The 19,702-nt window shown below is 63.5% G+C and carries 12 protein-coding genes and 1 pseudogene; 7 read left to right on the forward strand and 6 right to left on the reverse strand.

Annotated elements, in window-relative coordinates; genetic code table 11:
- Window positions 1-25: 25 nt before the first annotated feature.
- Together recA and alaS are read left to right on the forward strand one after the other, a co-directional pair.
- A pseudogene (recA, locus tag IEV75_RS07630) lies at window positions 26-1,058 on the forward strand (recombinase RecA).
- A gap of 113 nt (window positions 1,059-1,171) precedes the next feature.
- Entirely contained in the window at window positions 1,172-3,835 is a 2,664-nt protein-coding gene (gene alaS / locus IEV75_RS07635) for an alanine--tRNA ligase (RefSeq protein WP_188451969.1), read from the forward strand.
- Between the two features lie 127 nt (window positions 3,836-3,962).
- On the opposite strand, the gene scpA is transcribed toward alaS, so the two are convergent.
- From scpA to IEV75_RS07660, 5 genes are all read right to left on the reverse strand, one after another.
- Window positions 3,963-6,104, reverse strand: a complete 2,142-nt coding sequence (gene scpA / locus IEV75_RS07640) for a methylmalonyl-CoA mutase (protein ID WP_188451970.1) — start codon at window positions 6,102-6,104, stop codon at window positions 3,963-3,965.
- Window positions 6,101-7,954, reverse strand: coding sequence for a methylmalonyl-CoA mutase family protein (locus IEV75_RS07645; RefSeq protein WP_188451971.1), 1,854 nt, complete (start codon window positions 7,952-7,954; stop codon window positions 6,101-6,103). Before IEV75_RS07645 ends, scpA begins: the two co-directional genes overlap by 4 nt.
- 136 nt (window positions 7,955-8,090) lie before the next feature.
- Entirely contained in the window at window positions 8,091-8,255 is a 165-nt protein-coding gene (locus IEV75_RS07650) for a Flp family type IVb pilin (protein WP_188451972.1), read from the reverse strand.
- Window positions 8,256-8,605: 350 nt separating this feature from the next.
- Complete coding sequence (locus IEV75_RS07655; RefSeq protein WP_188451973.1) at window positions 8,606-9,400, reverse strand: hypothetical protein; 795 nt, start codon at window positions 9,398-9,400, stop codon at window positions 8,606-8,608.
- Between the two features lie 47 nt (window positions 9,401-9,447).
- Window positions 9,448-10,395, reverse strand: a complete 948-nt coding sequence (locus IEV75_RS07660) for a hypothetical protein (RefSeq protein ID WP_188451974.1) — start codon at window positions 10,393-10,395, stop codon at window positions 9,448-9,450.
- Window positions 10,396-10,658: 263 nt separating this feature from the next.
- On the opposite strand from IEV75_RS07660, the gene IEV75_RS07665 reads away from it, so the two are divergent.
- From IEV75_RS07665 to IEV75_RS07675, 3 genes are all read left to right on the forward strand, one after another.
- Window positions 10,659-12,383 carry an amidase gene (locus tag IEV75_RS07665; RefSeq protein ID WP_188451975.1) on the forward strand — a complete coding sequence of 575 codons (1,725 nt, stop codon included), beginning with the start codon at window positions 10,659-10,661 and terminating at the stop codon, window positions 12,381-12,383.
- A 23-nt stretch (window positions 12,384-12,406) separates the two neighbouring features.
- Window positions 12,407-13,039, forward strand: coding sequence for a glutathione S-transferase family protein (locus IEV75_RS07670; RefSeq protein WP_188451976.1), 633 nt, complete (start codon window positions 12,407-12,409; stop codon window positions 13,037-13,039).
- A gap of 462 nt (window positions 13,040-13,501) precedes the next feature.
- The gene (locus IEV75_RS07675) at window positions 13,502-16,048 is read left to right on the forward strand and encodes a TonB-dependent receptor (RefSeq protein WP_188451977.1); all 2,547 of its coding nucleotides are present in this window, start codon (window positions 13,502-13,504) and stop codon (window positions 16,046-16,048) included.
- A 67-nt stretch (window positions 16,049-16,115) separates the two neighbouring features.
- Here the strand turns inward: IEV75_RS07675 and IEV75_RS07680 are convergent, their stop codons facing one another.
- On the reverse strand, window positions 16,116-17,528 hold the full coding sequence (locus IEV75_RS07680; RefSeq protein ID WP_233351793.1) for a helix-turn-helix domain-containing protein: 1,413 nt from the start codon (window positions 17,526-17,528) through the stop codon (window positions 16,116-16,118).
- A 152-nt stretch (window positions 17,529-17,680) separates the two neighbouring features.
- Between IEV75_RS07680 and aceA the strand changes: the two genes are divergently transcribed.
- On the forward strand, window positions 17,681-18,976 hold the full coding sequence (gene aceA, locus IEV75_RS07685) for an isocitrate lyase (RefSeq protein ID WP_188451978.1): 1,296 nt from the start codon (window positions 17,681-17,683) through the stop codon (window positions 18,974-18,976).
- 165 nt (window positions 18,977-19,141) lie between these two features.
- Window positions 19,142-19,618, forward strand: a complete 477-nt coding sequence (rraA, locus tag IEV75_RS07690) for a ribonuclease E activity regulator RraA (RefSeq protein WP_188451979.1) — start codon at window positions 19,142-19,144, stop codon at window positions 19,616-19,618.
- Window positions 19,619-19,702: the final 84 nt, after the last annotated feature.

Here is a 19,702-nt window from a genome sequence, read left to right on the forward strand (position 1 = left end):
TGCGTGAAATAAGGGAACCGAACCGATGGCATCTTCCGCAATCCGACTGGTGAAAGACACCGATATGGACAAGTCAAAGGCTCTTGAAGCCGCACTCACGCAGATCGACCGGCAGTTCGGCAAGGGCTCCGTGATGAAGCTCGGCGCCCGCCCGAACCAGAATATCGAGGCGGTATCCACCGGCTCGCTGGGGCTGGACATCGCGTTGGGTGTGGGCGGCCTGCCCAAGGGGCGTATCGTGGAGATTTACGGGCCGGAGAGCTCCGGCAAAACCACGCTGGCGCTGCACTGCATTGCCGAGGCACAAAAGCGTGGCGGCGTGTGTGCGTTCGTTGACGCGGAACATGCGCTGGACCCGGTCTATGCCCGCAAGCTTGGCGTGGACGTGGGCGAGCTTCTGGTCTCCCAGCCCGATACCGGAGAGCAGTCACTGGAAATCACCGACACGCTGGTGCGCTCCGGTGCCATTGATGTGCTTGTGATCGACTCCGTTGCTGCCCTCACGCCGCGTGCCGAGCTGGAAGGCGATATGGGTGACAGCCTGCCGGGCCTGCAGGCGCGTCTGATGAGTCAGGCGCTGCGCAAGCTGACAGGGTCTATCTCGAAGTCCAATTGCCTCGTCGACGACCGGCGGCAATGCCCTGAAATTCTACTCCTCGGTCCGTCTCGATATCCGCCGGATCGGCGCCATCAAGGATCGCGACGAGGTGATCGGTAACCAGACGCGCGTGAAAGTGGTCAAGAACAAGGTGGCACCGCCCTTCCGCGAGGTGGAGTTCGACATCCTCTATGGTGAAGGCATTTCGCGCATGGGCGAGGTGATTGATCTGGGCGTGAAAGCCGGGATCATCGAGAAGTCGGGTTCATGGTACTCGCACGACTCCGAGCGGATCGGTCAGGGCCGTGAGAATGCCCGCAAATTCCTGCTCGATAATCCCGAGATATCCGAAAAGATCGAGAACCAGATCCGCGCCAATGCGGGCCTTATCGCCGAGGAAATGCTCGTCGGTCCGGGCGAGGATGACGATCTGGACGATGCGGCGGAGGCGGCCGGATAGGTTTCACAGCAGTCCTGGACGCATTGCATTGCAGCGGGCGCTTGGCTAAGCCGGGCGCCCGTTCGTATATGTGCGCAACGGAAAGTGATATTTTCAGATAAGCGGAGACCGCCATGACGCGCTTGCGCGACATACGTGCCCAGTTCCTTGGCTATTTCGAAGGGAACGACCACGAAGTGGTGGCCTCCAGCCCGCTCGTGCCGAAAGATGACCCGACCCTGCTTTTCACCAATGCGGGCATGGTCCAGTTCAAGAACGTGTTCACGGGCGCTGAGAAGCGGGCCAATCCGCGTGCGGTCTCCTCGCAGAAATGCGTCCGTGCGGGCGGCAAGCATAATGACCTGGATAATGTCGGCTATACGGCACGCCACCACACCTTCTTTGAAATGCTGGGGAATTTCTCCTTCGGCGACTATTTCAAGGAAGAGGCGATCCACCATGCCTGGACGCTGGTGACGAAGGATTTTGCCCTGCCCAAGGACAGGCTGCTGGTCACGGTTTATGCCGATGATGATGATGCGGCAGCGTTGTGGAAGAAGATCGCCGGCCTCCCCGAAGAGCGGATCATCCGCATCGCCACATCGGACAATTTCTGGATGATGGGCGATACCGGTCCGTGCGGGCCCTGCTCGGAGATATTCTTCGACCATGGCGAACATATCCCCGGTGGCCCTCCGGGTAGTGCGGACGAGGATGGTGACCGCTTCATCGAGATCTGGAATCTCGTCTTCATGCAGTTCGACCAGCAGGCCGATGGCTCGCGCCGCGCGCTGCCCAAGCCGTCCATCGATACCGGCATGGGGCTGGAGCGGGTGGCGGCCGTGCTGCAGGGCAAGCACAATAATTACGAGATAGACCTGTTCGCGAACCTGATCGCGGCCGGCGAAGAGGCGCTCAAAGTGAAGGCGCAAGGCGATGCGCTGGCGAGCCACCGCGTCATTGCTGATCATTTGCGCGCTACCAGCTTCCTGATTGCCGATGGGGTGACGCCGTCCAATGAGGGGCGGGGCTATGTGCTGCGCCGGATCATGCGCCGCGCCATGCGTCATGCGCATATTCTGGGCGCAACCGAGCCGGTCATCTACACGCTGGCGCCGGTGCTGGCAGCCGAGATGGGCGATGCCTTCCCGGAGCTGAACCGCGCGCTGCCCGTTATCGAGGAGACGCTGCGCGGCGAGGAGGAGCGTTTCCAGCGCACGCTGGGCCGTGGCCTTACCCTGCTGGAAGAGGCGATCGAGCAGCTTCCTGAAGGCGCGGCTTTGCCCGGCGAAACGGCCTTCAAGCTTTATGACACGTATGGTTTCCCGTTGGACCTGACGCAGGATGCCCTGCGGGCCAAGGGTCTGTCGGTTGACGAGGCGGGGTTCAACACCGCCATGGAGCGCCAGCGCGCCGAGGCGCGCGCCCACTGGCAAGGATCAGGCGATGCCGCGGGCGATGCGGTGTGGTTTGCCGTGCGCGATGTCACAGGCTCCACGCAATTCCTTGGCTATAGCGAGCTGTCGGCCAAAGGCGCGATCAAGGCGATTGTGGCCGATGGCGGCATGCAGGAAAGCCTCACTGACGGCTCCCGCGCCGAGCTGGTGTTCGACCGTACGCCCTTCTACGCCGAATCCGGCGGCCAGGTCGGTGATACCGGCGAAATCCGCTTTGCCGGCGGCGCGCGCTTCGTCGTTGAGGACGTGAAGAAGCGCGCGGGCGATGTGTTTGCCCATATCGGCGCGCTGGAAGGCGGCGCCATCAAGACAGGCGATGAAGCTGAACTACTGGTGGATGCGCAGCGGCGTGACCGTACGCGTTCCAACCACTCGGCGACCCACCTCATGCACTCGGCCCTGCGCAACGTGCTCGGCCCGCATGTCGCGCAGAAAGGCTCCTATGTGGGCCCCGACAGGCTGCGCTTTGATTTTTCCCACGGCCGCGCGCTTTCGCCTTCTGATATAGCCGCCATCGAGGCGGAGGTGAACGCGGTCGTGCGCCAGAATGACGAGACCGAGACCAGCGAATCCACGCCCGATGAGGCCATCGCCAAGGGCGCGCTCGCCCTGTTTGGCGAGAAGTATGGCGACCGCGTCCGCGTGCTCACCATCGGCCAGAAGCCGGGCGAGCCGGACAAGGCCTATTCGGTGGAGCTGTGCGGCGGTACCCATGTGCGCCGTACAGGCGATATCGCCCTGTTCAAGATTGTCGGTGAAAGCGCCGTGTCGGCGGGCGTGCGCCGCGTCGAGGCGCTCACCGGCGAGGCCGCGCGCGAATATCTGGAACAGCAGGCCGGTATCGCGAAAGCCGCTGCCGATACGCTCAAAGTCCCGGTTTCGGAGCTGGAAAAGCGCCTGGCTGCGCTGGTCGATGAACGGCGCAAGCTGGAAAAGGAACTCAGTGACGCCAAAACGAAGCTCGCCATGGGCGGGGGAGGTGGCGCTGCGCCTGCGGCTGTGGAAACCATCGGCAATCTGAAATTCACCGGGCGTATCGTCGAAGGTGTCGGCGGCAAGGAATTGCGCAGCCTGGTGGACGCGGCGCGCGCCGAGATGGGCTCGGGCATCGCGGCTTTCGTCGGTATCAATGATGGCAAGGCGGCCATAGCCGTGGGCGTCACCGACGATCTGGCCGGCAGCGCAGCGGACGCGGTGGCGCTGGTGCGCGCAGGGTCAGCGGCGATTGGCGGCAAGGGCGGCGGTGGCCGGCCAGACTTTGCGCAAGCTGGCGGGCCCGATGCCAGCAAGGGCGAGGAGGCCCTGGAGGCTATCCGCGCGGTGCTGGCGGGCAAGGGGTAGTTCTATTCACGCTGTCATCACTCGCTTTATGCGGGTGAGCCACGCCTGTGACGGACGTTCAATCGCAAGGCTTCGGGCATGGGTTCCCGGGACCGCTAAGCGGCCCGAGGATGACAGCTGAGGGTACTCAACCCCCACCCAGCCTCTCGATCAGTTCAATCGCGCTGTCGGCGATGACGGTGCCCGGCGGATAGACGGCGGCTGCGCCCATCTGGCGCAGTGTGGGGACGTCTTCAGGCGGGATCACGCCGCCAACAACGATCAGCTTGTCACCGCCCCCGCCGTCTTTGAGCGCATCGCGCAGGGCAGGCACCAGGGTGAGGTGTCCAGCGGCCAGCGAGGATGCGGCAACGACATGGACATCGTTCTCGATGGCCTGGCGGGCGGCTTCCTCCGGCGTCTGGAAGAGCGGGCCGATATCGACGTCCCAGCCCAGATCGGCAAAGGCAGACGCCACGACCTTCTGGCCGCGGTCATGGCCGTCCTGCCCCATTTTCGCGATGAGGATGCGCGGGCGGCGCCCCTCGGCCTCTGCAAAGGCGTCGGCGGCGGCCAGCGCGCGTTTGACCTTTTCGTCATTGCCCGAGGCTTTCAAATATACCCCCTGTATCGACTGGATCGCGGCCTTGTGGCGGCCATAAACCTTTTCCAGCGCGTCGGAAATTTCGCCCACGGTAGCATGGGCGCGCGCGGCATCGACCGCCAACGCCAGCAGATTCCCGTTTTTCTCATCTGCTGCGCGGGTGAGGGCGTTGAGGGCCGCTTCCACCTTCTCGCCGTCCCGGCCGGCTTTCAGCTTTTTCAGCTTCTCCAGCTGCTGGCGGCGCACGCCGGCATTGTCGACTTTCAGCACCGGCACGTCTTCGGGCTCGGTCAGGCGGAACTTGTTCACGCCCGCAATCGTCTGCTGACCGGAATCGATGCGAGCCTGGGTCTTGGCGGCCGCCTCTTCGATGCGCAGTTTGGGCGTGCCGTCCTCGATGGCTTTGGCCATGCCGCCGAGGCTGTCGATTTCCTCGATATGGGCGAGTGCGCGCGCGGCGAGATCATGGGTCAGGCGCTCGACGAACCAGCTGCCGCCCCACGGATCAATCGTGTCGGTCAGGTGCGCTTCGCTCTCCAGCACGATCTGGGTGTTGCGCGCGATGCGCGCGGAGAAGTCCGTCGGCAGGGCCAACGCCTCATCCAGCGAGTTGGTATGGAGCGACTGGGTATGGCCGTCCACGGCCGCCATGGCCTCAATGGTGGTGCGGGCGACATTGTTGAACACGTCCTGGGCGGTCAGCGACCAGCCGGAGGTCTGGCTGTGCGCACGCAAGGATAATGACTTGTCGGATTTCGGCGCAAAGCGCTCCTTCACCAGCTTCGCCCAGATCAGGCGCGCGGCGCGCAACTTCGCCACCTCCATGTAATAATTCATGGAAATGCCCCAGAAGAAGGACAGGCGGGGCGCGAATGTGTCCACGTCCAGTCCGGCCTTCACGCCCGCCGCGATGTATTCAAGGCCATCGGCGATGGTGTAGGCCAGCTCCAGGTCCGCCGGGGCGCCAGCCTCCTGAATGTGATAGCCGGAGATGGAGATGGAGTTGAAGCGAGGCATCTCGCTCGAGGTGAAGGCGAAGATGTCGGAGATGATCCGCATGGAGGGCGCAGGTGGGTAGATATAGGTGTTGCGCACCATGAACTCTTTCAGGATGTCATTCTGGATCGTACCTGAAAGCTGGGCCGGTTTTACCCCCTGTTCCTCTGCCGCCACGATATAGAGCGCGAGCACGGGCAGAACCGCGCCATTCATCGTCATCGACACGCTCATCTTTTCGAGCGGAATACCGTCGAAAAGCTGGCGCATGTCGAGAATGGAATCGACCGCCACGCCCGCCATGCCGACATCGCCGATCACGCGCGGATTATCGCTGTCATAGCCGCGATGCGTGGCCAGATCGAAGGCGATGGAAAGCCCTTTTTGCCCGGCCGCGAGATTGCGCCGGTAGAAGGCGTTGGAGTCTTCGGCTGTGGAGAAGCCCGCATACTGGCGGATCGTCCACGGGCGCTGCACGAACATGGTTGGATAGGGGCCGCGATGGAAAGGGGCAAGCCCCGGCAGGCCGCCCGTGAAATCCAGCGCCGTGGCGTCCTGCGGGCCATAAGCGGGCGCAATCTCGATGCCTTCAGGGCTTTTCCACCCCGCCGGACGCCCGGCGCTTTTGGCCGATGCGCGCGGCGGATTGAAGGGCAGGCGCGTGAAATCTGGCGGGGTCTGGCGGGTCATGGCGTCACTCCCATGGCGCGGGCCGCGAGGCGTGCATCCTCCAGCGCGTCAGAGCGCATGTGGATAGCGTGATCTATGGCTGCGTCTGCCGGTGCGCTGTCGCGCCGCCCGGCGAGCCAGACCGCGTTTGCTCCGGCGGCCTTCAGCGCAGAGGCCAGCTCGGCGGCATGATCGCCATAGGCCTCATCACTGCCGCAGATAATGGCGAGGGCAGAGCCGGAGGCTTTGAACGCCTCTACGCACGCCTTTACGCTGTCATGGACCATGGCGGGCGTTGCGCGCAGACCCGCGACACCCACCCGGTTGATGGCAAAGCCTGCGCGGGCGTTGAATTCGGGCAGGGTGCCAAGCGTCGCCAGAAATACCGGCGCCGGCGCGGCGGCTTCCACCTTCGCGCGGACCTGCTCGAACGGCTCAGCCGTGCGCATGGGCGCGGGCAGGGGAACGGAATCCACTGGCTGATCACCAAAGGCGGAGCCGGAGACTGAGGGCGGGCTGTAGGCCGCGTCATCGGCTTCCAGGACACGCGGATCCAGATCCGGATAGGCGGTGACGCCGATAACCGGCTCCTTGCCGGTTGAAACCAGTTTCATCAGGCTGTCCGCGGCCTTGGCGATGTCGGCTTTCCAGGCGTCAGAGCGCATTGCTGCACTTGCGCCTCCAAGACCAATGATGCGCTGCATCTCGCTCCAGGCGGCCTCTGCCAGCCTGTGGCTCAACGTCTCGTGCAGATAGCTGCCACCGGCCGGGTCATTGACCTTTCCGGCGTGGCTCTCCTCGGCCAGCAATATGTGCAGATTACGCGCAAGACGGCGCGAAAACGGCGTGGAACGGCCCGAAGCGCGCGTCATGGGGGTAATGGTCAGCGCATCCGCACCGCCCGCCGTGGCGGCGAAGCCTGCACAGGCGGCCCGGATGAGGTTGGTCCACGGGTCAATCGCGGACAGACCCCGCTCGGCTGTGGTGGCATGCAGATAAAGCGCAGCGCGGTCATCGCTGACGCCCCAGGCATCCATCATTTGCGCCCAGATCAGGCGCATGGCGCGCAGCTTGGCAGTGGTCAGGTGAATATCGGTATCGGCGGCCAGCTCCACCTCTATCGTGGCGGCGGCGTTGCCAGCCTCCCAGCCCGAATTGACCAGCGCCTCGATGGCCTCGGCTGCGCTGGCAGCGGCAAAGGCAAGTTCCTGCACCTCGGTGCCACCGGCCTCGAACACGGCGCGGCCATCGGCCCGGAAGGCGCGGATGGCGGGCGAGATTTCGCGGGCGCGGGCGGCCAGCGCGATGCGCTTGCCAGCCTCCTGCCCCAGCGCGGCCGACAGGCCCAGACCGGCCCCGGCTACACTGTCGCGGGTCTTGAGCACGGCCAGAAGCAGGTCCGCCGCCTCGATGTCCCATGGTCCTGCGCGCAAATGCACCGGGGCCAAGTCCAGCATCACATCGGCGAGGGTAGCTTCCAGCTCGTCTGCATGACGCGCGGCGATTCCCGATTTCCCCGCCGGGTCGATCAGCAGGGTGATCTCGCTCGCACCGCCGGCCAGATCGGCGAGGACTGCAGTATTGGCGTCGCGCGGGGCGGGGGTGTCGTGCGCCTGGCGCATCGCCCAGGGCAGATAGGTATCGCGCGCAAGGATGCGGCCGCGCGTGAAGGGCGCTGTCCCCGGCAGGGCGGAATTGAGCTGCGCAGCGTTGTGGGACGCATATAGCGGGCCGCGTGCAATATCGTCGCGCGTGCGGCGCACAAGCGTGTCGATGGACTTTCCGGCCAGTGCCTTTTGCGCGAGCACCTCCCACGCATCCGGCGTGGCGGGCGCAAATCCGTCAGCGAGCGGTGTGATCTGATCTGTCATGGTGCCAGTGACTATACCGGCAGGGCGCGAGAGGGAAGTTCCCGCTTCCACAAGGCGCGTGCCCAAACTGAAAAGGCCGCCCCTCGCGGGGGCGGCCCATCCAGCCGACTTTTGGGTCGGGAGTTTTTCAGCCGTTCTAGTTGACGGCGTCGCTGACCGACTGGAAGGCGGCGTCAATGCCGGTACCCAGGGTGGTCACAGCGCCAATGATCACGACTGCGATGAGGGCAGCGATCAGACCATATTCGATGGCCGTTGCGCCCGATTCGTCTTTGGCAAAACGCGAAACCAGATTTTTCATCCCACTACTCCTTGTTGTTTAGCTCGCTGGCTGCCCAGGAGCCAAGCCATCCCGACCCGTCCTGAACGTGATGCGAGTAAACACCAGAGACTGTTTCGGTCCGGTAAAAATTCGTGCTTTATTTTTGGTAAACTGCTGAAATAATTAGTATAGTTAAGAGCGGGTAAATTTGGGCACCACTCCGGCCGGAGAGTAGCGAGGCCCCTGGCATTACAGCGCTGAGCCAACTTTGGTGTTTCACATTTTTGCGTTTCACCGGGAGGAGCCGGTGCCCAGTCCTGCTGGATCCCGGCGTTCGCCGGGAAAACGCTTGAGATGGCAAGCCAGAAATGGCGATGGGAACATTTCCCCTAGCCGGTGAATTCCTGCCAGCTCTGACGCACGCCCAACTGGGAGAACACGGCCTGCCAGTGAAACTGGAGCGCGGCGCGCTGCTGCGGCGTCCAGCCAGGCTGGGCAACATAGTGGATTTCCACCTCCACCCCGCGCAGCGCGGAGCCAAACTCGCCTTCTACCTGCCGGGCGATTACCGACGGGTCGGGCAGGCGGTCTGTCAGGTCCTGACGTGCCTGCCCATAGACAGAGTATAGCGCCGAGTTTTGCAGCATGTCGGAAACGAGAATGATCCGCCGGCCCTGAACAGAGCGATCGAACTCCGCTTCCTGTGTCAGGCGGGCCAGCGACTCAATTATGGGGCTGCGGGGCGCATCCTTGGGCCGCACCAGATCGGCGAGGGCGCGTTGCAGCGGCCGCTCGAACAGTGCCTGATAGCGCGCCTCGACCCGGTTCGGGTTGCGATAGAGCGGATTGATCTGTTCGCCGCGGCTGGGATTGCACAGGGAGAAGCGGTTGGTGTGGGTCAGCTCACCGCGTTCATCCAGCTCGAACAGGGAAAAGCGTTCACCGATTTCCAGCCGGTCGCGCGTCTGCAATACGAGGGCCTCAATGCGGCTGGCCTGTGCGGGCGTGTAAAGATCGGTCTTGTCGATGACCAGTACGCTATGGGCCGGCGTTATTCCGACAAGGCAGAGCGTCTCGGGATCGTATTCCTCTGGCTGCAGGACCAGCGCGGCATAGCTGATCGCCCCCAGCACGCCGGCGACGACCACTATGTTGAACAGGCCTACAAGATCCTTGCCTCTCATGGTGTCAGCCCCTTCTCTGCCGGCGCCCCGCACCGGAAAGATCGATCCTAGCCCGGAAAGGGCGGCTTGTCGTCGCGCGAGCGGGGCTCGCCGCCATGCCGGGCGGCCTCGTCCTGGACATCGGCCGCTTCGCGGTGGCGATTGAGGGCGCGCTGGGTCTCTTCGGCGAAGAAGGTATCGATATCGAGCTTGAGCCGTACAGCATCCTCATAGGTGCTGCTGCCGACGGTGTTGCTCACGCCTTGCGGCTCGCTGCTGCGGTCCAGGGGCACCTGCTTGATGATGGCTGCCAGATGGGCGGCGGAGCGGATGGCGCGGCGTTGCACGGCGCCATAGCCAATCAGGCGGTCATCAAAGGTCGCGCCCTTGAAGGCGGCAATCGCGGCAAAGGTGATGCCGAGGATGAACAGCAACAGCGCCTCAAGCGTCTCGAAGGGCTGGAAGGTGAGCGCGCGGGTGACCGGGGCGAGAATCTCGCCGGTGCCCGCCAGTGCGCCCGTTGCCAGCACAGCCTCGTTGATCTCCAGCAGGTCACGATAGTGTGCCGCAGAGAAGTTCAGGAAGACGACAAAGCTCAGCGCAACGGGGACACCGATCAGCGCCGCAATGAAGGAGAAGGGCCGGTCCGGGTTGGACAGGCTGCGAAGCCCCACAAATCCGACGAGGAAGAAAGCGGCAATCACGTTCGTGAAGGCCACGGTGATCGCCTGGATCCAGCCGCCAAGGAGGCCGAGATCGGACGCCTTGGAGAAGAAATACGCATTGGCCAGCCCCTCGAAGAGAATGAGGGCCGCCAGAATGGAGAAATGCATGATGTGGCTATCAGGGTACTGCGCAGCACGCTGCACCCAGCGATGCGGGGGCAGGGCGCCGCCAAACATCCGGCCGCGCGTCGCGCGAAAATCCAGATAGGCGTTGAAATCGCCCGACGCGCGGTAAAACGCGTCGCTTAGCCGGTCTACAATCTGATGTGTCTTCTGATCTATGCGGTTCATCTGCCTGACATCTCCCGAAACGGCTGTATCAGCTGTGCGGTATTCGGGACGGCGGCGTGCAGTGGAATTTCCAATTTCATACGATGACATAAGGAGGCCCCCCTCCGTTAAGTGTTCAACCCGAATTAACCGTAATTATGCTTCGCGTCAGGACTTGGACAGAATAAGGCCATTTTGGACACATCTGGGCAGAAACGGGGCAGGGCGCTTGTATTTTCTGCATGCGGCGACAAGCTGGCCGCCAGCAATCGTCCGGAAGGGTCATGACCAGCCACATCGTAACATCACGGCGTTCTGTTCTGGGGTTGATGGCCGGGGGCGCAGCCGGCCTTACGGGAGGCGGAGCTGCGGCTGCGCGTGTGCAGGAAGCCATTACGGCAGAAACCCTTGCCTGCAGCGAGTCCCTGTTTGCCGTCAGCTATACCGACGAGGAACGCGCACAGCTGGTGCGGACGATGGAGGACTGGTCCGCGCGCGCAGAGGCACTGCGCGCCCATCACCGGCCAAACACGCTGGCGCCGGCCCTCTCCTTTGATCCGCGCCTGCCAGGCCGGTCCTACCGCACTCAGGCCAACGCGCTGGGGGGCGTCCCGGGGGAGGCCGGCCGCTGTCCCCGCGCGGCAGCCGATATTGCCTTTGCACCGGTCTGGCAGCAGGCTGCCTGGATGGCGCGCGGCGAGCTATCGTCTGCTGAACTGACCGAAATATATCTGGACCGGATTGCGCGGTACGCCGGCCAGCTGGAATGCTTCATCACCATCACAGCAGAGCGTGCGCGCCGGGAAGCGGCTGCGCGCGACGCGGAGCGCGCTGCCGGCAGGGTGCGTGGCCCGCTGCACGGCATACCCTATGCTTTGAAAGACATTGTCGATGTCGCCGGCCTGCCTGCGACCTGGGGCGCCACGCCTTATCGTGAGCGTGTAGGCGAGGAGACGGCAGTCGCCGCAGCGCGGCTGGAAGAGGCGGGTGCGGTTCTGCTCGGCAAGACCAGTGTGGGCGCGCTGGCCTATGGCGATATCTGGTTTGATGGCGTTTGCCGCAATCCGTTCAACCCCAATGAGGGGTCGTCAGGATCTTCTGCCGGATCGGCGTCCGCCACTGCCGCTGGCCTTTGCAGCTTTTCCATCGGCACCGAGACGCTGGGGTCCATCGTGTCGCCATCTCATCGCTGCGGCACTGCGGGGCTGCGCCCGAGTTTTGGCAGGGTGGCGCGCACCGGTGCCATGGCGCTGTGCTGGTCGCTCGACAAGATCGGCCCGATTACACGTCATGTCGCCGACACCGCCTATGTGCTCGGCGTGATAAACGGCGCGGATGCCGGTGACCCGGCCTCGTTCGACCGTGGCTTTGACTGCGATTTCTCGGGCGATCTGGCCGGGCTGCGTCTCGGGTACAATCCCCAATGGCTCGAGCAGGGCCACGAGCTCGACCGGCAGGCGCTGGATGCTGCCCGCTCGCTGGGCGTCGAGCTTGTGCCCTTCGAGATCGGCGAATTGCCATACGCGGCCCTGCTGATCCAGCTGGAAGCCGAGGCGGCAGCAGTGTTCGAGGAACTGTCCCTGTCGGGCGCGGATGCGCAATTGCGCTGGCAGGATGACGAGGCATGGCCGAACACATTCCGCAGGGCGCGCTTCATCAGTGGCATCGACCTGGTGAATGCAGACCGGCTCCGCCGCGAGGTCATGTCCATGATGCATGATCGGATGGACGGGCTTGATGCGGTTATCGGACCGAATTTTGCCGGCAATATGTTGCTGGCCACCAACTTTACCGGCCATCCCCAGCTGGTCTTGCGTGCCGGTTTCCACCAGCAGCCCACGCGTACCTTGTCCGGCGAGGCGGCCGGTGACGGTGGCGATCTGTTCGACGTGCCTTACGCAACCAGCCTGTGGGCTCCGCTGTTCGAAGAAGGCACACTGGTCCGGCTGGGCCATGCAATCGAAAGCCGTCTGGGCGCGGCAGCGCGGCGCCCGCCGGGATTGGACTGACAGCGCCGGGAGAGCGAAACGCGATGATTACCTTCTATGACTGTGCAACCGCTCCCAGCCCGCGGCGGGCGCGCATGATCCTTGCTGAAAAGCGTGTCGACGTGCAGCGCGTAGAGATCGATCTGCGCAATGGCGAGCAGTTCTCGGAGACGTTCCGGGCGGTCAATCCGGCCTGCACCGTTCCCGTACTGGTCACACCCGGGGGAGAGGCCTTGTGCGACAACGCCTCGATCGCGCGCTGGCTTGAGGAGGTTTACCCCGATCCGCCCCTGATGGGCGTAGACCCCCTCGACAGGGCGCGGGTGGCAGAATGGCTCTGGCGGGCGGAGTTCGAGGGGCTGATGGCCATCATGGAGGTGCTGCGCAACAGCTCGAAGGCCATGGCGGGGCGGGCCTTGCCCGGCCCGCACGCGGTCGAGCAGATACCTGAGCTGGCGGAGCGCGGCCGCGCGCGGGCGCAGCGCTTCCTGGACGTGCTGGAGGCGCGTCTGGCCGACACACCTTGGCTTGCGGGGGACACATTTTCCGTAGCCGATATTGCCGCCTTTGTGTTTGTCGAGTTCGCAGGCTGGGTGAAGATCGCGCCCGGCGCGGAGCATGGCGCGCTGGCCAGCTGGCTGGAGGCGGTGCGGGCCAGGCCGTCTGCTTCGGCCTGACCTGCCCGTTCAAAAAGCAAGCACGGTTTCAGCCAGCCATCAGTTTGCGCTGGCATTATTTATTACAATCGCTATTATTGTCGTCAATAGACCTGTAGCGGTCATCAGAACCGTCAGGGAGGAAGAAAGGCCAAGGCACCGCCTTGGCCTTTCTTGTATTCTTACAGTTCCATCATCACTGACGGCCTGACAGGCTTTTGCTGCAATAGCGCAAGGGATTGCTGCGCAGCAGCAACGGAATCGCGTCTATCAAGTGAAATGGGCGTGAGTTTCGTTGTTGCTTTGCAACACGTGACCCTCAAAGACAGTGTGCGGATGAAAAATGGGCCGGCGGATGAGCCTTTGAGGTGGAATCTGACCGCATTTTCTGCATCGTCGTGGACGTAGATTATGGTGCAGCAGCATGCTGCGCCGCAACAAGAAACGCGGGCATTCCCAGCCCGTTATTCGCGGAGGAAACAAATGAAAATGAAGTTTGTACGCGCGGCGCTTCTCGCCGCAGCTTCACCGATCGTGCTGGCTGGCGGTGCATTCGCCCAGACAGCAGGCGAGCCCGGCGCCCAGCGCCAGCTCGAAGTGATCACGGTAACCGCGCAGCAGCGCGAGCAAAGTCTGCAGGACGTGCCGGTTGCTGTTTCTGCCTTCAACCAGGCACAGCTGGAAAATTCCGGTATCCAGGACATCAAGGATCTGATCGCTCTGGCGCCGGGCCTGATGGTGACGTCCACCCAGTCTGAGACCATCACCACGGCGCGTGTGCGCGGCGTCGGCACGGTGGGTGACAATTTCGGCCTTGAAAGCTCCGTCGGCGTTTACATCGACGGCGTGTTCCGTGCCCGCAATGGCGTTGGCTTTGGCGATCTTGGCGAGCTGGAGCGCATCGAAGTGCTGCGCGGCCCGCAAGGCACGCTGTTTGGCAAGAACACTTCGGCCGGCGTTCTGAACATCATGACGCAGCAGCCCGAGTTCGAGTTTGGCGGCCAGGCAGAGCTTCAGGTCGGCAATTATGATCTTCGCCGCCTGTCCGGCTCCATCACGGGCCCGATTGTTGAAGACCAGCTGGCGTTCCGCCTGTTTGCTGTCACCAATCAGCGCGATGGCTTCACCACCATGAACTTGCGTGACGGCGGCACGACGACCGTCACCGATTCTGAAAATCAGGATTATTACTCGATCCGCGGCCAGCTTCTGTGGACGCCGAGCGCGACCGTCACCGGCCGCATCATTGCCGACTTCTCCGACCGCAGCGAATTCTGCTGCTCGGCCGTGCAGTGGGACTATGATCCGACCATCGCGGGCATTGTCGGCATGCTCGGCGGTCAGGTCCTCAGCCCCGCTGACCCGTCGGCCCGCCAGGCCTTTGCCAACACGCCCTACCAGCAGGACGTGACCGATTGGGGACTGTCGGCCGAATTTGATGTCGATTTTGACGGCGCGACCCTCACCTCCATCACTGCGTTCCGTCACTGGGAGAATGAACGCACCCAGGATGTCGACTATTCCAGTCTGGACATAGCCAACCGTCTGGACGGCAACTTCACTGACCTTGACCGTTTCAGCCAGGAATTCCGCCTGCAGGGCGTACGCGGCAATCTCGACTGGCTCGTCGGCGGTTTCTATTCGCGTGAAGAGCTGGAACTGGGCGATTCCATTCGTTTTGGCGCGGACTGGGAGCCCTTCCTCGGTATCCTGCTGACCGCGCCGAGCGGCACCCCGTCCCCCGCGGGCGTCAGCCAGACCATTTCCAGCCTGACAGGCGGTGCGGTCAATATCCCGGTCGGCTCGGCCATCACGGCCGGTTCGGGTGTCAATCAGGACATCTACAATCAGACGGCCACCAGCTGGGCGATCTTCACGCATAATACCTATCAGCTGACCGATCGCTTCGCGATCACGGGCGGCTTGCGCTACACGCGCGAAGAGAAAGACGTGACGGCCAGCTTCTCCACCAACTCACCGGCGGCTTGTGCGGCTCTTGAGGGCGCGTTCGGCCTGAACCCGGTTAGCGGGTGGGTCGGTGCCACGACAGGCGTATTACCGGATGCCACCGTCACCGGCGGTGCCGTGGCCATCGGCAATATCTGTCTGCCCTATGCCCGGTCGGGCCTGGACAATACTGGCTATGACCAGTCGCGCACCGATGAGGAAGTGTCCGGCACGCTGCGCGCCCAGTTCGATATCACTGATGATGTGATGATCTACGGTGGCTACTCGCGCGGCTTCAAGGCCGGCGGCTTCAATCTGGACCGCCAGTTCAACGGCCCGGTCACGCCGGGTGTCGGTTACACCAATGTCGACACCTCGTTCGCGCCGGAAACGATCTCGGCCTGGGAAGCCGGCTTCAAGTCGACCCTTTTCGGGAACGTCCTGCAGCTTAACGGCAACTTCTTCTACCAGGACATTGAGGATTTCCAGCTGAACACGTTCAACGGCACAGCCTTCGTGGTGGAGTCCGTGGATGAGGCCCGCTCTTATGGCGCCGAGTTTGACTTCCTCTGGCTGACGCCGGTGGATGGTCTCGATATCTCCGGTGGCTATGCCTACGTGAATACCGAGTATCAAACGATCACCACGACCGATCCGCTGATTGCCGCGCTGGAAGGCCAGAGCTTCTCGCTCTCGCCAGAGAATTTCTTCAACCTCGCGGTCAATTATGAGCGCGATCTGGGCGGCAATCTGATCACCCGGATGGGGCTCGATACGCGTTATGTGTCGGGCTACAACACCGGCTCTGACAACGACCCGGAGAAGTTCCAGGAGTCGTTCACCGTGCTGAATGCCCGGATTGGCGTCGGTTCGAATGACGAGCGCTGGTTCCTCGAGTTGTGGGGCCGCAACCTCACCGACGAGACCTATGCCCAGGTCGCGATTGACGCCTTCGCGCAAGGCCGCCGCGGTACGGCGGGCGCCGATGGCGGGGAATGGACCCAGCCGCGCAACACGGCCAGCTATGCTGCCTTCCTGGGTGCTCCGCGCACCTATGGCATCACGCTGCGCACGCGCTTCTAGGTTTCGCAGGAAACCTCAAGACAGGAAGGGCCGGAGCAATGCTCCGGCCCTTTTTGCTTGGCGCGTCCTAGCTGAACGCGAAGGGAGCAACGGGGCGGGTGTGCGGCTCGATCCTGAGGCTGCGCTGCAAGGGCGGGAAGGCGCGCTGCGCACAGTCGGTCCGCTCGCAAAGCCGGCAGGTCAGACCGATGCCGACGGGGGTGCCGGATGATGGCTTCAGGGCCAGCCGTCCGGCATGTCTTGCCTCGCACCCCAGCACGATCGCCTGCAGGGCTGCGCCGCCGCCGGGCAAGGGGCGTGCCGCTACCCGCGTCATCGAGACATAGGCGCTTCCGTCGGGCAGCTCGACATGGTGGGTGTGTGTGCGTTCCGGCATCCGGAACGCATCGTGGACCGGCCAGCGCGGGCATCCGCCGCCCGAGCGTGCAAACGGGATCACTCCGCCGCCGAAGCGCTTGGTCACATTGCCGGCCTGATCGATGCGCATGAGGAAGAAGGGTATGCCACGGCGGGTGGGCCGGTTCAGCGTGGTCAGGCGGTGGGCCGCCTGCTCATAGCTGACGGAAAAGCGATGGCTCAGCGCCTCGGCATCATAGCCTGCGGCTTCGGCGGCCTGATGAAAGTCGTCATAAGGCATGAGCAGGGAGGCGGCGGTATATCCGGCCAGATTAGCCCGCAAGAGGCGCGCGGTTACAGGGTCGGGCAGCGCCGCGCGCGCCGTGACGGCGTCGAGCACATCGGCGCAATCGAGCAGCACCATGGTCAGCGCTGTCTGGAAGTCCTTGCCCGCAGGCGACAGCAGTTCGGACAGCAGCAGCTTGCGGGCATGAAAGTCGAACCGGCGCAGCGTGCCGCCCATCACGCTGTCATCATAGACGCGCACCGCCGCGCCATGCTGGCGGCGCAGATAGTCGTGCATGCCTTGCGTCCGGCCCAGCTCGTCAAGGTGCGCCGCCTCGCGCAAGGCGTCTGCAGCCTCTTCCAGCTGCGGGAAGTGGTTCTGGGCGTTGTCGAGAGCGTCACGCACGGTTTCCAGCGGCAGCAGGGATCCGGCGGGGCTTGCCGCACCGTCCGCCAGGCGCGAGGCCAGCTCGGCGGCATTGCCTTGCGCCTCGCGATAGGCCTGGAACAGACGCGCCATCGCTTCAGCCGCACGCGGATGGGCGTCTGCCAACTCGCGTATGTCGCGCTGGTCCAGCTCGGCCCCCTTCAGAACCGGATCGCCCAGCGCTTCGGTGAGATCGCTTAAGGTCTGCCGGTCGGATTCGGCGGCGAAGGCACGCACATCCACATCGTGGCTCTCTGCCAGAGCCAGCAGGACCCGCGCGGTCACCGGACGCTGATTGCGCTCCAAGAGGGTCAGATAGCTCGCCGATATGCCCAGCGTGTCGGCAAACTCGGCCTGTGACAGGCCCAGCTCCCGGCGCAGCCGGCGCAGGCGGGCGCCTGCATACAGTTTCTCCTGCTGTCCATTGTCCATGACCGGCTCCCACATTGTATGAAATATTACAAACACACAAAATGCCTTGCATCAATGTGCTACACGCATTCCCCTTTTATATGATGCGAAGTGTGTCGCTAGAGGTGGTAGAGTGTATGAAACCTACAAGTTCAAACTTGAGGAGGTCAGCCATGACCACATTCTACGATCTCGTCCCCGCCGCCGCGCCTGGCCGTTTTGACGGCATTGAGCGCAATTATACGCCTGAAGAGGTGGTCAAGCTGCGCGGCTCTGTGCAGATCAGCCATACGCTGGCCGAGCGCGGCGCGGCGCGCCTGTGGCAGCTTCTCAATAGCGAGCCCTATATCAATGCGCTGGGCGCCCTGTCGGGCAATCAGGCCATGCAGATGGTGCGCGCGGGGCTTAAGGCCATCTATCTGTCGGGCTGGCAGGTGGCGGCTGATGCCAATACCGCTGGCGCGATGTATCCTGACCAGTCGCTCTACCCGGCCAATTCCGCACCGGAACTGGCCCGGAAGATCAACCGCACGCTCCAGCGCGCCGACCAGATCGAAGTGGCAGAGACCGGCAAGGCGAGCCGCGACTGGTTTGCCCCGATCGTGGCCGACGCGGAAGCCGGTTTTGGCGGCACGCTGAACTGCTTCGAGATCATGAAGGCCTTCATCGAGGCGGGCGCTGCCGGGGTCCATTTCGAGGACCAGGTGGCAGCGGAAAAGAAGTGCGGGCATCTGGGCGGCAAGGTGCTGATCCCCACGAGCCAGCACGAGCGCAACCTCAATGCCGCGCGCCTGGCCGCCGACATCATGGGTGTGCCCACCATCACCGTGGCGCGGACCGATGCGGAATCTGCCACGCTCATCAACTCCGATATCGATGAGCGCGACCACGAGTTTATCGATTTCGACGCGGGCCGCACGGCAGAAGGCTTCTTCCGCCTGAAAAGCGGCGTCGGTGTGGAGCATTGCATCAAGCGCGGCCTCGCCTACGCGAAGGTGGCTGACCTTCTCTGGTGGGAGACCTCCAAGCCGAATCTGGAAGAGGCCAAGCGCTTTGCCGAAGCCATCCAGAAAGCCTATCCCGGCAAGATGATGGCCTATAACTGCTCGCCCTCGTTCAACTGGGAGGCCAATCTGGACAAGGCGACCATCGAGACCTACCAGCGCGAACTGGGCGCGATGGGCTACAAATTCCAGTTTGTCACGCTGGCCGGCTTCCACCAGCTCAATTACGGCATGTTCGAGCTGGCCCGCGGGTATCGTGACCGTGGCATGGGTGCGTATTCCGAGCTGCAACAGGCCGAGTTCGGTGCCGAGAAGGATGGCTACACCGCCACGCGCCACCAGCGCGAAGTGGGTACCGGCTATTTCGACAAGGTGAACCTCACCCTGTCGGGCGGCAATGCCTCCACCACAGCCATGGGCGAAAGCACCGAAACCGCCCAGTTCAAGGCCAGCGCGGCGGGGTAATTCGCACCTCTTATGCGTCATTTCTGGCGCACGCCGGTTTCTCCCCCCGTTCACGGGGGGAGGACATCGCTCCCCTCTTGCGTTTCACCGGCGAAAGCCGGTGCCCAGTCAATTTCTGGGTCCCGACTTGCGCCGGGAAAACGAATGAAAGGCCGGATTAAACCCATGCCCCACACCGCAGATCTCTGCGACGCCTACCCGGACAAGGTGCGCGTGCTCGCCCCGCTCTTTACCCATTATGGCGGACGGCAGGTGTTTCAAGGCGCCGTAGAGACGATCCTCGCCTATGAGGACAATTCGCGGGTTCGCGAAGCGCTGTCGGAAGACGGTGGTGGCCGGGTGCTGGTGATCGATGGCGGCGCGAGCCTTCGCCGCTCCATGGTCGGCGGCGATCTGGCAAAACTTGCAGCGGCAAATGCATGGGCGGGCATTCTGGTCCATGGCGCGGTGCGCGATGCGCACGAGCTGGAGGCAGAACAGCTGGGCGTGCTGGCCCTTGGCCTCATCCCGCGCAAGACCGACAAGCGGGGCCTTGGCACGCGCGGCATATCGGTCAGCTTTGCCGGTGTGACTTTCGCGCCCGGCGACTGGCTCTATGCTGACCGGGACGGGGTGGTTGTATCGGCGGGGGAATTGGGGTGAGTGCCCCTGTTCACGGGGGGAACAGGCCCCGGTTTCCCGGGCCGCAGAGCGGCCCGCAAGCGCGACCGCGCGCCCGAGCTAATG

The organism is Glycocaulis albus, assembly GCF_014639075.1.
GTDB classification, from domain to species: domain Bacteria; phylum Pseudomonadota; class Alphaproteobacteria; order Caulobacterales; family Maricaulaceae; genus Glycocaulis; species Glycocaulis albus.

What these genes read in the sequence shown, in the direction of transcription:
- scpA (WP_188451970.1), bottom strand. Translation starts at nt 6,104, where the DNA reads ATGACCCGCCAGACCCCGCCAGATTTCACGCGCCTGCCCTTCAATCCG.
- IEV75_RS07660 (WP_188451974.1), bottom strand. Translation starts at nt 10,395, where the DNA reads ATGAACCGCATAGATCAGAAGACACATCAGATTGTAGACCGGCTAAGC.
- rraA (WP_188451979.1), top strand. Translation starts at nt 19,142, where the DNA reads ATGCCCCACACCGCAGATCTCTGCGACGCCTACCCGGACAAGGTGCGC.
- IEV75_RS07675 (WP_188451977.1), top strand. Translation starts at nt 13,502, where the DNA reads ATGAAAATGAAGTTTGTACGCGCGGCGCTTCTCGCCGCAGCTTCACCG.
- aceA (WP_188451978.1), top strand. Translation starts at nt 17,681, where the DNA reads ATGACCACATTCTACGATCTCGTCCCCGCCGCCGCGCCTGGCCGTTTT.
- IEV75_RS07665 (WP_188451975.1), top strand. Translation starts at nt 10,659, where the DNA reads ATGACCAGCCACATCGTAACATCACGGCGTTCTGTTCTGGGGTTGATG.
- IEV75_RS07650 (WP_188451972.1), bottom strand. Translation starts at nt 8,255, where the DNA reads ATGAAAAATCTGGTTTCGCGTTTTGCCAAAGACGAATCGGGCGCAACG.
- IEV75_RS07655 (WP_188451973.1), bottom strand. Translation starts at nt 9,400, where the DNA reads ATGAGAGGCAAGGATCTTGTAGGCCTGTTCAACATAGTGGTCGTCGCC.
- IEV75_RS07645 (WP_188451971.1), bottom strand. Translation starts at nt 7,954, where the DNA reads ATGACAGATCAGATCACACCGCTCGCTGACGGATTTGCGCCCGCCACG.
- IEV75_RS07680 (WP_233351793.1), bottom strand. Translation starts at nt 17,528, where the DNA reads ATGGACAATGGACAGCAGGAGAAACTGTATGCAGGCGCCCGCCTGCGC.
- IEV75_RS07670 (WP_188451976.1), top strand. Translation starts at nt 12,407, where the DNA reads ATGATTACCTTCTATGACTGTGCAACCGCTCCCAGCCCGCGGCGGGCG.
- alaS (WP_188451969.1), top strand. Translation starts at nt 1,172, where the DNA reads ATGACGCGCTTGCGCGACATACGTGCCCAGTTCCTTGGCTATTTCGAA.